At 33.4% G+C, this 16146-nt stretch carries 13 protein-coding genes and 1 pseudogene; 8 read left to right on the top strand and 6 right to left on the bottom strand.

What is annotated here, in order from left to right; genetic code table 11:
- Window positions 1–38: 38 nt before the first annotated feature.
- From serB to bshA, 7 genes are all read left to right on the top strand, one after another.
- Entirely contained in the window at window positions 39–1262 is a 1224-nt protein-coding gene (gene serB / locus LBV24_RS08040) for a phosphoserine phosphatase SerB (protein WP_224478114.1), read from the top strand.
- A 73-nt stretch (window positions 1263–1335) separates the two neighbouring features.
- On the top strand, window positions 1336–1776 hold the full coding sequence (locus LBV24_RS08035; protein WP_224478112.1) for a thioredoxin family protein: 441 nt from the start codon (window positions 1336–1338) through the stop codon (window positions 1774–1776).
- A gap of 73 nt (window positions 1777–1849) precedes the next feature.
- Complete coding sequence (locus LBV24_RS08030) at window positions 1850–2749, top strand: FAD:protein FMN transferase (RefSeq protein ID WP_317196176.1); 900 nt, start codon at window positions 1850–1852, stop codon at window positions 2747–2749.
- 4 nt (window positions 2750–2753) lie between these two features.
- Complete coding sequence (locus LBV24_RS08025; RefSeq protein WP_224478110.1) at window positions 2754–2963, top strand: DUF4266 domain-containing protein; 210 nt, start codon at window positions 2754–2756, stop codon at window positions 2961–2963.
- A gap of 12 nt (window positions 2964–2975) precedes the next feature.
- The gene (locus LBV24_RS08020) at window positions 2976–4421 is read left to right on the top strand and encodes a DUF3570 domain-containing protein (RefSeq protein ID WP_224478108.1); all 1446 of its coding nucleotides are present in this window, start codon (window positions 2976–2978) and stop codon (window positions 4419–4421) included.
- 111 nt (window positions 4422–4532) lie between these two features.
- Window positions 4533–7490 carry a glycoside hydrolase family 3 N-terminal domain-containing protein gene (locus LBV24_RS08015; RefSeq protein ID WP_224478107.1) on the top strand — a complete coding sequence of 986 codons (2958 nt, stop codon included), beginning with the start codon at window positions 4533–4535 and terminating at the stop codon, window positions 7488–7490.
- Window positions 7491–7584: 94 nt separating this feature from the next.
- On the top strand, window positions 7585–8727 hold the full coding sequence (gene bshA, locus LBV24_RS08010; RefSeq protein ID WP_224478105.1) for an N-acetyl-alpha-D-glucosaminyl L-malate synthase BshA: 1143 nt from the start codon (window positions 7585–7587) through the stop codon (window positions 8725–8727).
- Window positions 8728–8811: 84 nt separating this feature from the next.
- On the opposite strand, the gene LBV24_RS08005 is transcribed toward bshA, so the two are convergent.
- From LBV24_RS08005 to LBV24_RS07995, 3 genes are all read right to left on the bottom strand, one after another.
- On the bottom strand, window positions 8812–9288 hold the full coding sequence (locus LBV24_RS08005) for a c-type cytochrome (RefSeq protein ID WP_224478103.1): 477 nt from the start codon (window positions 9286–9288) through the stop codon (window positions 8812–8814).
- A gap of 130 nt (window positions 9289–9418) precedes the next feature.
- On the bottom strand, window positions 9419–9802 hold the full coding sequence (locus LBV24_RS08000) for a VOC family protein (RefSeq protein ID WP_224478102.1): 384 nt from the start codon (window positions 9800–9802) through the stop codon (window positions 9419–9421).
- A 3-nt stretch (window positions 9803–9805) separates the two neighbouring features.
- Window positions 9806–10348: a DUF4287 domain-containing protein gene (locus LBV24_RS07995; RefSeq protein ID WP_224478101.1), complete on the bottom strand. Its 543-nt coding sequence runs from the start codon at window positions 10346–10348 to the stop codon at window positions 9806–9808.
- Window positions 10349–10541: 193 nt separating this feature from the next.
- On the opposite strand from LBV24_RS07995, the gene LBV24_RS07990 reads away from it, so the two are divergent.
- Window positions 10542–10925: a hypothetical protein gene (locus tag LBV24_RS07990; RefSeq protein ID WP_224478100.1), complete on the top strand. Its 384-nt coding sequence runs from the start codon at window positions 10542–10544 to the stop codon at window positions 10923–10925.
- Between the two features lie 119 nt (window positions 10926–11044).
- On the opposite strand, the pseudogene LBV24_RS07985 reads toward LBV24_RS07990, so the two are convergent.
- The 3 genes and pseudogenes from LBV24_RS07985 to LBV24_RS07975 form a co-directional block, all read right to left on the bottom strand.
- Window positions 11045–11518: pseudogene (locus LBV24_RS07985) on the bottom strand (aldo/keto reductase).
- A gap of 107 nt (window positions 11519–11625) precedes the next feature.
- Window positions 11626–13857, bottom strand: a complete 2232-nt coding sequence (locus tag LBV24_RS07980) for a SulP family inorganic anion transporter (RefSeq protein ID WP_224478098.1) — start codon at window positions 13855–13857, stop codon at window positions 11626–11628.
- A gap of 365 nt (window positions 13858–14222) precedes the next feature.
- Complete coding sequence (locus LBV24_RS07975) at window positions 14223–16052, bottom strand: phytoene desaturase family protein (RefSeq protein WP_224478096.1); 1830 nt, start codon at window positions 16050–16052, stop codon at window positions 14223–14225.
- Between the last annotated feature and the right edge of the window lie 94 nt (window positions 16053–16146).

Here is a 16146-nt window from a genome sequence, read left to right as displayed (position 1 = left end):
AATATTGAATTTTACAATACTTTAATCACAATAGAATAGTGGCTACAGATATTTTTTTAATTAATATTTCAGGACAAGATAAACCAGGATTAACATCCAGTCTCACAAGCGTACTGGCGGAATATGGTGCAAAAGTTTTAGACATTGGTCAAGCTAATATTCACGATACACTTTCACTGGGAATTCTTTTTGAGATTAGTTCAGGTAAAAAATCTGCTTCTGTACTGAAAGACTTACTGTTTAAGGCCTATGAGTTAGGTATACAGGCAAAGTTTACACCGATTACGCAAGAGGATTATGAGAAATGGGTGAATCTTCAAGGTAAGGATCGCTACATTATTACTATTCTTGGAGAAAAACTTGCTGCTGAACAAATATCGGAGGTTACTAAAGTTATATCTGACAAAAATCTAAATATTGATGCTATTAAGCGTCTAACAGGACGAATTTCCTTAGTTAAAGAAGAGGAGTATCCAAGAGCTTCAATCCAATTATCTGTAAGGGGTAAAATTGAAAATAAGAGCGATTTTACTGAAAAATTTATGGAGATAGCTCATGATTTAGATGTTGATATAGCTTTCCAAGAGGATAATATATTTAGGCGAAATAGAAGATTGGTTTGCTTTGATATGGACTCTACACTCATTCAAACTGAAGTTATTGATGAGTTAGCTGAATTAGCTGGCGTTGGAGAACAAGTTAAGGCTATTACAGAGTCTGCAATGCAAGGTGAAATAGACTTTAACGAGAGTTTTGAAAGACGTATGAAACTATTGAAAGGTCTTAGCGAAGAGGTTTTGCAACAGGTTGCTGAAAGATTACCTATTACCAAAGGTGCACGTAGGTTAATTGATACGCTCCATAGTTATGGTTTTAAAACTGCTATTCTTTCTGGAGGATTTACATATTTTGGAAATTACCTAAAGGAAAAATTAGACATTGATTATGTTTATGCCAATGAATTAGAAATTAAAGATGGCAAACTTACAGGTAATTATATTGGAGATATTGTAAATGGAGAAAAGAAGGCAGAATACTTAAAATTACTTGCAGATAAAATGGGTATTGATATTAGTCAGACAATAGCAGTTGGTGATGGTGCTAATGATCTTAAGATGTTAGATTTAGCAGGTTTGGGTATCGCTTTTCATGCAAAACCAAAGGTTAAGGATAATGCTCAGAGTTCTATTTCAAGTATGGGTCTAGACGGTGTTTTATATCTTTTAGGTTACCACGATAGGCACATTGATTTATTAGACTAAACAATTTTTTACCAATTAAATACAATTTAAGTGTTGTTTAATTGTTATACATTGTAAGTACTAAATCATCAACATGTCAATTTTAAGATTCTTCACATTTATTTGTTTGATCTTTTCAATTCAATCGTTTTCTCAAGATTGGTTAGTTAATATTGAATTAGCGAAATCACGCGCCTTAGCAGAAGATAAATCAATTGTTTTGGTTTTTCAAGGTTCTGATTGGTGTGCGCCATGTATGAAACTGGATAGGGAAATTTGGAGTACTAAAGAATTTCAGAATTTAGCTCAAGACTCATTCATTATGCTTAAGGCTGATTTTCCTAGAAGAAAGCAAAACCAGCTTTCTGAAGAGCAAAAATCACATAATAACAAACTTGCTGAACAGTATAATACTTATGGATACTTTCCTTACGTCGTAGTATTAGATGCTAAGGGTAAAGCACTTGGTTCAATAGGGTATGAAAAATCATCTCCTAAAATATACTACAATAAATTGAAGTCATTTGCGAACTAAATTAATAATCATATTAATTCTATGTAGTTCAATTTGTTTTGGGCAACAAGTCTATAGTAGGACCGTGAAATTAATGGGTAGTCGCTTTGATATTTCAGTGGAGGCAAAAGATTCTATCAAGGGGTCTAAGTACATTGATACTGCGATAAATGAAATTTCTAGAATTGAACGTCTTATATCTTCGTGGGATCCAAAGTCTCAAACATCACAAATAAATAGGTCTGCTGGAGTTAAACCAATCAAAGTAGATGAGGAATTGTTTCATTTAATTGAGCGTGCTTTAAAATTATCAAAACTTACTGATGGTGCATTTGACATAAGTTATGCTTCAATGGATAAAGTGTGGAAATTTGATGGATCAATGTCTGAGATGCCATCTAAAGAAGCGATTAATAATTCTGTATCAAAGGTAGGTTACCATAATATTATTATAGATAAAGGAAATCAAACAGTATACTTAAAGGAACCAGGAATGAAGATTGGCTTTGGCGCTATTGGCAAGGGCTATGCTGCGGATAAGGCCAAGGCACTGCTTAAGGATATTGGTGTAACAGGAGGTATTATAAATGCTTCAGGTGATTTAAATACATGGGGAACACAACCAAATGGAAAAGACTGGAAGGTTGCAATTGTTAATCCTTTAAATAAAGAAAAGGTTTTTTCATGGATGCCAGTTAAAAATAGTGCTGTTGTGACATCTGGTAATTATGAAAAATATATTGAGTTTGATGGTATTCTATACTCTCATATAATTGATCCTAGAACGGGTTATCCATCTTCAGGAATTTTGAGTGTTACCATTTTTACGCTTACTGCGGAATTGGCAGATGCACTGGCAACTTCAGTATTTGTGATGGGTGTAGAATCAGGTTTAAATTTTATCAATCAGCTCAAAGGGGTTGAGTGTATAATTGTGGATAGTGAAAATAATATTTTGACATCAAAAAACATTGAATTAGAAACAACTAATTAAAATCATGAAAAAATTATCATTATTATTAATTGCAGTCGTACTATTTACCTCTTGCAAAGCTGTTAAAGAATATGAAAAAGTAAATTTAAATGATCCAGACATGGCATTATCTCAAAAAAAATTGAAACGTTTTTCTACTAGTTATCAGGTGTATAGAGAAGGTGCGTCAGGTGCAAATGGTGGAAAATCTGGTGGTGGCTGTGGATGTAATTAAGCTTTTCTATAAGTGAAAAAATTTATTGTTTATATAATATTCTTTTATGGTGGTTTAATTTTAGCCCAGCAAGACTCTACAAAAGTTTACAAGAAAAAAGTTCTTGAATCCACGGAAGTTGATTTTTTAAGCACTTATTATGCTCAGGATGGGAATAACGCCTCAGTTACGGGAGGTATTGGCACAGAAGAATTAACTGATTTAACCGGGACTATTGTTGTGAGCATGCCTATAAATGCAGATGACGTACTTACTGTAGATGTTGGTTTTTCGGCTTATACATCGGCTTCTTCTAGTAATGGTAATCCTTTTGATCGAACAGGTGCTTCTGGAGATGACGACGATGATGATGACGACGACGATGATGATAGAAGGTTTCTGTCAGAAGATCAAATAGGTAGTCCTTGGGTTGCTTCATCTGGCGCTTCACGCTCTGATTTATGGTCTAGTGTCAATGTAGATTATGCACATAGTTCGGATGATAGAAATACTATTTGGAATGCAAATGCTTCTTTTGCAAATGAGTATGATTACATGTCAATTGGTTTTGGTGGTGGATTAACCAGGTTATTCAATGATAAAAACACAACATTAGGAATCAGTGGTAAAGTGTTTTTAGATACTTGGAGACCAATTTATCCAACTGAATTAAAAGCATATAGCGATACAGGTGGAAACTTAAATGAAGGATTTTTTGAAGGTGTGACTATATTAGACCAGTCTGGTAATACTTCAACGACATGGAGTCCATTCAATAATTTCCCTACAATAATGGATGAATCCAGAAATACATATTCCCTTTCACTAAGTTGGTCACAAATTATCAGTAAAAATGCTCAATTTTCCATTTTTATGGATGTTGTTAAGCAACAGGGATGGTTAGCAAACCCTTTGCAGAGAGTCTATTTTGCTGATGTTGAGAATTACTTTATTGGTAATGCTCAGAGTATTCCAATTTATACGTCTCATGAAAATCGTGATGTATTTCAATTAGCCGATGATATTGAGCGACTACCATCAAACAGATTAAAAATTCCTGTTGGTATGCGTTTTAATTACTATTTGAATGAAAATATTGTTTTTAGGACATACTACAGATACTATAATGATGATTGGGGAATTCAATCCCATACCTTCGATCTGGAAATACCAATAAAGATATCGCAAAAGTTTACTTTATATCCTTCTTACAGGTTTTATAATCAGACAGCTGCAGATTATTTTGCGCCATTTGATCAACATCTGACTACGGATATCTATTATACTTCAGATTATGATTTATCAAAGTTCAATGCTCATCAGTTTGGTATTGGAATTAGTTACACAGATATTTTTACAAATACCCATATCTGGAAATTTGGATTGAAGAGTATCGATCTTCAGTTTAACAACTATAATCGTAATACAGGTTTAGATGCAAATTACATTGGAATAGGGATTAAATTTATACAAGATTAGTTGTAAAAAACTTGTTTATAAATCTATCTTAAAGTCTTCATTCGTACTGTTTATTGTACTATTTTGGCATAGTATTCGTTATTGATTAATCTAAATTTGAAATTTTATTACATGCGAAGATTTGCCCTTATCATTATCTTATTAAACCTTCTTCCTTCATTTGCTCAAAATGATATAAAGAGTCCACTCCAGGCACAAGATCCTTTACTTCAAAAACAATGGGTTGATAGTATTTATAAAACCTTGTCTACCCAAGAGCGAATTGCACAATTATTCATGGTACAGATAATGTCGGCTGACAATGCTGATGTTAATAACAAATATTTCAGGTTAGTAAATGAATATGGTATTGGTGGAATTATTTATTCTAAAGGCGGACCAATGCGTCAAGCCAAACTAAATAATAAATTACAAGCAGTTTCTAGGGTACCTATGCTGATCGGAATGGATGCAGAATGGGGACTGAGTATGCGCTTAGATTCTACATACGCATTTCCGTGGAATATGACTTTGGGAGCAATTTCAGACAATGATTTAATTGAACGCACAGGAAAACATATTGGTGAACATTGTAAACGACTTGGTGTACATTTTAATTTTGCGCCAGTTGTAGATATCAATACTAATCCTAAAAATCCAATTATTGGAAATCGTTCTTTCGGTGAGGATAGAGATAATGTAACGGCAAAGGGATTAGCGTTTATGAAAGGGATGCAGAGTTCTGGTGTCCTTGCAAATGCTAAACATTTCCCTGGTCATGGTGACACAGAAGATGATAGTCATAAAACATTGCCAACTGTGTCATTTAGTGAACAACGTATAGATTCTGTTGAGCTTCATCCATACCGCAGTTTGATTAAAGAAGGTCTTTCTAGTGTTATGGTGGCCCATTTAAACGTTCCTAGTCTAGAAAAGCGTCGTGGTTTTCCTTCGTCACTATCCAAACACATAGTTACCGATATTTTAAAAGAAGAACTCGGCTTTAAAGGATTAATATTCACTGATGCTCTTACTATGAAGGGTGCGGCTGATTATATTGAAAAGGATATAGATGGAATAAATAAAAATTCTGTCAGAACTGGTGGAGAGATAGATCTTATGGCTTTTTTAGCTGGTAATGATGTTATGCTTATGTCTGAAAATCCTGTTTATGGAATAGAAAGATTTGTTGAGGCCTATAATGAAGGTGTTATTTCTGAGGAACGGTTAGAACATTCTGTAAAGAAAATTTTAATGGCCAAGTATAAGGTTGGACTAAACAATTACAGCCCAGTGAGTCTTGTAAATTTGAAGAAAGACCTTAATAGACTCAAAGATGACGTTTTGTATGAAGAGCTAATGGAGAATGCTATTACGGTTGTGAAAAACGATAAAGTAATCCTACCATTGCGTGATTTAGAAACTAGAAAAATAGCTTATGTAAATTTGGGTGATGATAATGGTTCTACTTTTTATAGTGAATTAAAAAAATACACCAAAGTACATCACATTAAGGCAGATAAGCTAGATGAGTTAATTTCTAAACTTCAAAATTATAATACCGTAATTATTGGTTTCCACAAATCTAATGCTAATCCTTGGAAAGGTTACAAATTCGCACAAAAGGAGATGGCTTGGTTATATGAAATTTCTAGAAACAATACAGTTATATTAGACGTATTTGCAAGACCCTATGCATTGAATGATATATTGTCAATTGATAATATTGAAGGAATTATTATGAGTTACCAGAATAGTAAAATTGCTCAACAAAAATCTGCTCAAGTGATTTTTGGAGCAATACCTGCTAAGGGTAGGTTGCCTGTTAGTACTGGACAATTTTTTCCTTTAGGTACTGGTGAATCATATAATGCAATTTCAAATTTGAGTTATGGTCTTCCTGAGCGTGTAGGGATGGACTCAGATCTATTAGAAAAATTAGATTCTGTCTCTTATTATGCTGTAAAGAATAAAATGACACCTGGTATTCAGTTGTTGGTTGCAAGACGTGGTAAGGTGATTTACAACAAGAGTTTCGGGTATCATACCTATGCTAAAAAGAATAAGGTAGATTTTGATGATATTTATGATGTTGCTTCTCTAACTAAAATACTTGGTACTTTACCGGTTTTAATGGAAATTGAAGAGAAAGGAGCTGTTTCCTTAGACTCAAAACTGGGAGATTTGATATTGGATTATCGAGGTACAAATAAAGAGGACATTACCTTAAAAAAAATGCTATCCCACTATGCCCAGCTTAAACCTTGGATTCCATTCTATTATGCTACATTAGATTCATTAACAAACAAACCCGATCCAAAGTACTATAGAAAAAAACGGACAAAAGGCTTTAATATTGAAGTTACAAATACACTTTTCTTACGAAATGATTATAAAGATTCTATTCAAGAAATTATTAAAGAGAGTGATTTACTTTCTAGGTTAAGGTATAGGTATAGTGATTTACCTTATTATATTTTAAAAGAATATTTAGAAGGATTTTACGACAAACCGTTGAATGAAATTACTGAAGATCGTTTTTACAAATCCTTAGGAGCAAATTATACAACCTATAACCCAAGAAAAAAATTTAGTTTAAAAGATATTGTACCTACAGAGGTAGATAAGTATTATAGATATAGAAAAATACATGGGTACGTGCATGATATGGGTGCCGCGATGCAAGATGGTGTTGGAGGACATGCAGGTGTTTTTAGTAATGCCAATGATGTTGCAAAAATTATGCAGTTGTATTTGCAGAGAGGTTTTTACGGTGGGAAACGCTATTTTAAGAGTGAAACTATTGATAAGTTCAATACCTGTTATTATTGCGATTCTGATAATCGAAGAGGTGTAGGTTTTGATAAACCACAGCTAGGAGATGAAGGTCCAACTTGCGGATGTATTTCTATGACAAGCTTTGGACACTCAGGTTTTACAGGTACTTATGCTTGGGCTGATCCTGAGGAAGAAATAGTGTATGTGTTTTTAGCCAATAGAACCTATCCTGAAGCTGGAAAGAATTTACTCTTGAGAGAAAATATTAGAACGGAAATTCAACGTCTTATATACGAGGCGATTATAGAATAAGCTATTTTAATAATAAGTTAAAAAGATCTTAGGTTGTAAGTATTTTGAATAACTTCGACTTTTAATGTTATCAACTTAACACAATTAGTAATACATGAAAATAGGAATTGTTTGCTATCCTACATTTGGAGGTAGTGGCGTTGTAGCTACAGAATTAGGGTTAGAACTTTCTCGTAGAGGCCACGAAATCCATTTTATTACTTACAGCCAACCTGTGAGATTAGAATTATTAAGCAACAACGTACATTTTCATGAGGTACATGTTCCAGAATATCCACTTTTTCATTATCAACCATATGAATTAGCACTATCGAGTAAGCTGGTAGATATGGTAAAGTTGCATGGAATTCAATTATTGCATGTGCATTATGCTATGCCACATGCTTACGCAGCTTATATGGCGCAACAAATGCTCTTGGATGAAGGTATTTTGGTGCCTATTGTTACAACTTTACATGGCACAGATATTACTTTAGTTGGTAGTCATCCTTTCTATAAACCAGCAGTAACCTTTAGTATTAATAAATCAGATGCAGTAACCTCTGTATCGGAGAGCTTAAAGGAAGATACACTAAGACTTTTTAGTATTAAAAAGGATATTCATGTTGTCCCAAATTTTATTGATTTAGAAAAGCATCTTAATAATTTTACAGATTGCCAGCGAGGAATGATGGCAGAAGACCACGAGCGTATAATTACGCATATCAGTAATTTTAGAGAGGTTAAACAAATTCCAGATGTTATTAAGGTATTCTACAATATACAGAAAGAAATACCAGCTAAGCTAATGATGGTAGGCGAAGGGCCAGAGAAGGAGGGAGCGGAACTTATGGTTGAAGAATTAGGTATTTCAGATAGGGTTATATTTTTTGGAAATAGTAATGAGATAGATAGAATACTATGTTTCAGCGATTTATTTTTATTACCATCTCAGACTGAAAGTTTTGGACTTGCGGCACTAGAAGCTATGGCAAGTGGAGTACCTGTAATATCAACTAATACAGGAGGATTACCCGAGGTAAATGTCGATGGATATTCAGGTTATTTAAGTGATGTTAACGCAGTTAAGGATATGACTAAAAATGCCTTAAGAATATTAAAGGATAAAGATGTATTAAATACATTTAAAAAGAACGCAAAAACACAGTCCAAGAAATTTGATATACATAATATTGTTCCTAGATACGAAGCTATTTACGAAGAAACATTAAGCAAGTTCTTGGTTTCCTTTCCTTAATAACCCATAACAAAGAACCAATTTGGCTTAAATTGAATCCTTTGTTAGTGGGATAAGTTAGTTTTTAAAAATCAATAATTCTTATCAATAGTGATAAGGATAGTAATTTGATGGTGGTGCTTTTACGTTATATTCAGATTGAAGGAAAGTAACAATATCTATAAGTTCTTGAACGGTCATTACTTCATTGTAATATGCCATTTTTGATTGTCCATCTTCTGTCGTTGCGCTTGCCTTATAGCGTCTTGCGATTTTGTGAGATGGATTAATTACAGATGTTACAAGATCACCATAAGATTTCTGTATTGAAATATCACCACCAAGCGGAATATGAAGACTATCAATTCCACCACGCCATTCAATATCTGATATACTATGACATTCAATACAAGATAATTGCTCAAACATAATTTTGCCATTTGCAATGTCGCCTTCTGGTAATGCAAATCCGCTTGCTTGTTCATTACAGCTGCTTGCTAGGAAACCTACAGATAATAATATAAATGCCATTACGAAACTCTGTAGTTTGCCTAATTTGTTTTGTTTAATTCTACTAGACATAACGATCGATTTTAATTAGTAAATAATGTAGTACTATACATTTATAGTTTTAAATGTAGAGATTATAGTAAAAATTTGAAATGATATTCATCAGTCTTAGGTTTAACTGATGCAATAGGAAAGTTATAAACTAGAAGTCTTCATTTATTTCAATCCAATAGCCATCAGGATCTTGAAAGTAAATCTGTTTTATACCATCGTTTCTTATATAGCTTTTGTCAGGGGTATCTCTCCAATCTGAAAATTCTATTTTTAATTCATCCAAACGGCCAATAAAAGATTTTAAATCTGAGGTTGCTAGTGCAAAATGGACCGCTTTATTAGTTTTAATCTCAGCATTTGGCCTTGGAATTAAATGAAGCTGAACCTCATTATTAATTGCTAGCCATCTGGTTTTAGATTTTGAAGCAGTATTCTCAATTTCAGGGAATTGCAATACTTTTTGGTAAAAATCTACGGATTGATCTACATTGCTCACAGAGATTGCAATATGGTTAAAGGAGAATGTTAGCATATTTTAAATAGATTTTTCGTAAGCTTCCTTAATCCAACCTTTAAGCTCGCTATTAATTTCGTTAACCGTAGTCAATTTTACTCTATGAGTACACATTGTCCCAAAGGGGCCAGAGTTTTCAAGTCGTTCAGTTAAAGGCTTATCTTTAAGTTTAAATCCGAGATCAATTCTAGTTTTAGTAGCAGGTTTTATTAATACGAACTGTCTTTTACGTATTATGCTTACACTTCCTTTTTTGGGAGTAATAGTTATATCAGACCCTAAAGTATTAATATAGTCAATGAGCGATTTATATATGGGTAGCAATTCTTCCTTCCCTTTGTATTGTGAATCTACTAAATCACTTGGAGTGGCATTATTCTCCTTTGACAGGGATACGATAGTATTTGCAAAACCATGGGTGACACCATGCTCCGTTTTTAAATACTTAACGCCTTCAGAATGTTTTTGAAAGTTTTTTTCTTTTAAAATCATCTTCCATTCTTCTAAAGATTTACCTGTTTTCGCAGGCATATTATCTAACATAGTTTGCAAGGCCTTGTCCATATTATATTTATTTTATCATAGATTGAATGAATCAAATCTATTTTTGAGAATCAATAAGTATTATTTGTGCATCTCTAAGATAATGAATTGATATGAACAATGCATGTTCAATTGAAATGTACTGATCTAAGTCATAAAATTACCTTTGTAAAATGTATAATTTTATTAGGCTTACAGAAAAACAACTCGAGAAATGTGGAGGTATATAATTGCTTGGTTTCCAATGATAATAATAGCAATTGCAAACGGTTTATTTCGTGAAAAGGTAATAAGAAATAAATTGAATGAGCTTCAGGCACATCAAATATCAACGGCAACAATGATTGTATTATTTGGTATTTACGTGTGGGTATTATTTAAGATTTTGAACCCCTCTTCGGAAATCCAAGCAATTAAAATTGGATTATTATGGCTCGTTCTAACAATAATCTTCGAATTTACATTTGGTCATTACGTTGCAGGCCATTCATGGAATAGGTTATTTCAAGACTATAATATTTTCCAAGGACGAGTTTGGGTTTTAGTACTTATTTGGATAACAATTGCCCCGTATATTATTTATCAATTACAAAAATAGAATAAGGGATTTAGCAGATAAATAGCTTCAAGTATTTAACGTTAGTTGGTATGCTAATTTCCAAATCAGGTTTATTTTTTATGAAACAAAACTAAATTTTTGAAAAAAGGCTTTTTAGCTCAGAATTCAACATATTCTGGATGTAGACCTGAATTACCAAATGTATCCAGTTGATCTATAATGTCCATATCTGATTTAGATATATCGAAATCAAAAACTTCGATGTTTTCTTTTATTCTATGTGGAGTTATGGATTTGGGTAATGGTATCACTTCATTCTGTATTGCCCAGCGAATACATAGTTATGCCACCGTTTTTTGGTGTTTCTTAGCTATGCTTTTTAGATGTTCATTTTGTAAAACTTTCCCTCTTCCTAGTGGACTCCATCCTTCAATCAATATGTTATGATCCTTACAGTATTCCATGATTTCTTTTTGCTTGTATCCTGGATGATACTCTATTTGATTAACAGAAGGCTTAATATTGGCACTCTCCAAAAGTGGCTCTAGGTGGTGTTTTAAAAAATTACTAACGCCAATGGCACGAATTTTACCATTATTGTGCAATTCCTCCATAGCTCTCCAAGTGCCTATATTCAGTTGTTGCCAGTTGTCAAACTGACGCGAAGTAGCTGGCCAATCAATTAAATATTAGTAAAGCAATCAAAATTTAACTGAATCTTAGCCTGACTTAAAGAATATTATGTCGTTTTAGCATCTAATAGCGTCGCCAATTCTTTGGCATAATCTATAAACGCTATAGTTTCATCTGTACGTGCCAATTTGATTTTATCAAAAATAATTATTGCCTCTCCATTACTTTCTAAATGATAAATCTGATTATTCTCAAAAAAGCGAACTATTTCATCTGTAAAAAATGACCTAATCTCAGATTCATTATTTCCCATAAGTAGGAATTTTTTAGAAAAATCTGGATACATCTCAAAATCAATGTCTTTATACCCTGTGAAAGCCATAACACGATCAAATAATTTTTCTAATACCGCCTCTTTTTCCATTGTGAAAATCGGTATTTTCTTATTCAATTTTAGAACCATGAGCGTTGTATTGAACGTCTCAGCTGTAAAAGCTTGGCCTTCATTAAAAGTTACATCTGCAATTTCCCATGATACATTTAAATCTTCAAAGGTTCCTTTGAGGCAATTATATTTACGTTCAATTGGTCTTATTTCAAAAAAGTGGAACTTCTTTAAATAAATTGTATTCCAATCAACCAGACTAGAATATTCATAATCTTTTTCAGTTGCTAAATTTCTTAATCGTTTTTGCCTTTGAGATAATTTGACTGTTGAGCTGGTTAAACTAAGTTTTAAAGCTCTATTATATGTAGATGATGAAACATGCGAATCCAATCCTGTTATAAATACCTCACCACCGGTTGATTTTTGAATCTTGAGGTATTCTACCAAATAGTCCATATAGGTCATACCTACCAATCTTGTATCTGATAAATCAATATTAACATCTGCTCCTGCCGGAATTTGTGCTACCAGTTTATCCACTTTTAAAATTCCTAAGAAATTGGCAATACCTCTAATCTTTAAATCAAAACTACCATCTGGACGTTTCATTAATTTTGTACGCGATCTATAAACCATCTTAAAAAACTGTGGGATAGACACATTAGCAAGTAACATATGCGTTATCAATGCTAGTAATAAACCACCAAGTAAACCAACTAATAGATTAGTATATAAGGTTAAAATCATTGTGGCAATAAAGAAAACGAGTTGCTCAGTTCCTTGATTATACACTTGTTTAAAGACAGCTGGAGATGCCAATTTAAAACCTGTATATACAAGTAGAATAGCAAAAGCACATAATGGTACTTGTCTCATTATTGGACTCAATACTACTATAAAAAGTAACAACAAAAGGCCTTGATACATATTAGACCATTTAGTTTTTGCACCATTGTGGATATTAACAGTGCTTCGTATAATCACAGCAATAATTGGCAAACCTCCAATTAACCCAGCAATCATTGTACTAAACCCAATACCTGTTAAATCCTTATTTAAATCTGTTTTTCGTCTATAAGGATCTATTTTATCAACTGCTTTTGCAATAGCTAAGGATTCTATACTTGTTATGATCAAAATGGAAAATACGGTTGTCCAGAATTCAATGGTATTAATTTTTCCAAAGTTGGGATGCATTATGGAATCCACAATAGTATCTGGAATATCCAATAATAAATGAGGTCCAACTTCATAGGATCTGCCTAGGAATGAAAGCGTTTGTTGGTCAAAGAAATTGAATGCATAAACGAGAGGAATAGAAAGTGCTATAACCCACATTGGTGCAGGTAATAGATGAAAAAACCTATAACTGATTTTTGAATGAAACAATAATAAGAGTAATCCAGACAAAGCAATAATAAGCACGAATGGATTAGCTTGAGGCAAGAATAAAACAGCATCAATAAGGTTTTGTATAATGCTCGGACTATCAGAATGCGTACCCATAGCCACGTGGATCTGTTTTGCAAAAATGATAATTCCAATAGCGGCTAGTATGCCATGAATCACGGAACTATGGAAAATATCCGCCAATCGACCTAACTTTAATATTCCCAATAGCATTTGTATAGCACCAGAAACAACCACTGCAGCCAAAACGTAATTAAATGCCTGACCTTTTCCATCATCCATTAATACAATACCTAGGAGAATAACTCCAATTACTCCTTTAGCTGGTCCGTTTACTGAAATATGACCTCCTCGATAGAGTGTAGTAACCACACCACCAATAACGGCTGAAAAGATACCAGACATTGCTGGTGCACCTGCCGCTAATGCAATACCTAACGAAAGGGGTAATGCAATGAGTGCTACACTCACCGCTGCGATTAAATCGCTTTGCCAATTCTCAAGAAGTCCCTTAATACCCGTTTTGGGAGTGTTTTCCATTTATTTAAATATCAAATGGGTTATTAATCTCTACCCAACCAACAAAAGAAGTAAATATATGGAATTATACACGTTATTGGCTTGTCATAATTAATTTCTATAGTTACAGGCTTTTTATGTATTCAGATATGCCAGTGTTTTCAACGTTGATATACAATTTGTTACGCGTTATTATTTTATTATACTACTAACATCCATTGCTTTTAATTCCTTATGGTAAGCTCCAATTCTTGAATGAACCACACTGTCACTTATTAAAACAAGTTTGCATACAGCAGTATAATCTGTGTTTACAAACTTGATTTATTCGAGCGGAAAAATGAAAGTAATAAACTTTTTTAATAGGACTTAAAATTGTTTTTTAACTAACCCATAGGTCCGTATACAATAGCATCATCACCAATATCTATGAGTTCGCAACTTTTAGAGAAACTGCTGTCATCTGATTTAATTTGAAACCTCAGGCTATCGCTATTATTGTCTAACGGTAGCCAGCGATATGGTAAGTCTAATGCCAGTTCTTTTGGATTTATAATTTCAAGAATCGCATACTCACCGTTTGATTTTTCAAAACCAACAGGTTTGGCAAAGGATAATTGCAATGTATGATCATCAATTTCTTTTCTGTCTATAAGTTGAACTATCCTATCATCCTGATATTTCTCATCGTCACATTCTGACCAAATTTTGTCTTGATTCATTTGTAATGCTGCCAAGAAACCTCCTTGAATTGACCCTTCAAAGCCACCTCCTGGGAATGCCCATGCTGATGCAAAGTAAAGGTTTGGGATCAAGAAATTGTTTCTAAATCGCTTACTTGCAATTTGGTCTTTAATTTGTGCATAACCATAAACAGAACCACTAGGATTTGAAGTATATCTTTTAATAGTTTTAGATGTAGATACTTCGTAGTATTCAATACTACTTTTTATTCCTGGATAACGTTTATCTAAACGTTCTAATAATATTTGAGCGATTTCTTCTTTTTTGGCTTTGTACTCTTCCTTATTTAAATTTTCCCAATCTTCGATATAGTCTACTGCACAAATTACACCTTCAGTTTTAGGTGACGGAGCCAATCCAGAATCTACCTTGTTATAGTCAACAAAAATGAATCTGCGCTTAGACCAATCGCCATGGTGGTTATTTTTAATATCTTTTATGGCAGTTACATCGTCTCCGTTAAAAACATTTGAATAGTATTTTACACCAAATTTTGCGACATCAGTGTTGAAACCTAGATACATGCATAATAGTGAACATGAATTTGTTTTTGAATCGATTTTTTGTTGAAGTTGAGTAGAGTAGGGTTTGTCTAATAGCGATGGTACCGTAGGAATGGCACAATTAGCTATAACATTATCACATAAAATAGTTGTAGGTTTTGAATTTTCGTTAAAACTATCACGGAATGTTACTCCAGTTGCTTTGCCATTTTTGGTACTGATTTTCTCAACTCTTTTGCCTAAAAGAACAGTGCCAGCATTTTTTTCAATGTATGAAGCGAGGTAGTTGGAAAGTTCCTGTGATCCGCCTTTTATAAAGTGACCACCATTCTCAATAAAGCCTGAAAACGGTACAGCGTAGTAAAACATTGACAGCGTATAAGGATCATCTCCCCAATAAACAAGATGTGCTATTAGATCTAATTTTGCATTTTCATTGGTAATGTATTTATCTAGCCAAGATCCAACAGTATGTTTAGTCGCCTCAACTAAGTTAGGGTATAATAATGGCATCAATGGATAAATTAATTTCTGCATAAATCGAGATCGTGGTAAGTTGATGGCCTCTTTACGCGTACCTGCAATAAGTTTCATAAACCGGTTGATACCTTTTTTATCTTCAGGATATTTTTCGATTAGTGCTTTAGTGGCAGCTTCGTATCCGTGTGGCATAACAAAGTCTTCATCGCCAGAAACCACTCCGTAAAACTCAGGAACTTTTTCAAATTGTACGTGTTTATCCACGTTTAACATTTTAAAAATTTGTGTTATTGAACCATTTTCGGTCAATCCACTCATTTCATGAAGGCCAACTTCTACAATAAAATCGCCTCGTTTAAATGTGGTTGCACAGCCACCAGGCTTGTGATGTTGCTCTAATAAAAGAACTTTTTTTCCAAACTTTGAGAGTGTCGCTCCAGCGGTTAATCCTGCCAATCCACCACCTATAATTATAGTATTATATTTCATGACTAAATAATGTTTTAAATAATTGATAACTAATCGATTAAATAGATTTTAAAGGTACAAGTTTAACTTCCCTCTAGTAATGATGATGGTCAGT

The organism is Winogradskyella vincentii, from assembly GCF_020166345.1.
In the GTDB taxonomy this organism is placed as follows: Bacteria; Bacteroidota; Bacteroidia; order Flavobacteriales; family Flavobacteriaceae; genus Winogradskyella; species Winogradskyella vincentii.
This window is presented reverse-complemented; position numbering and strand designations above follow the sequence as displayed.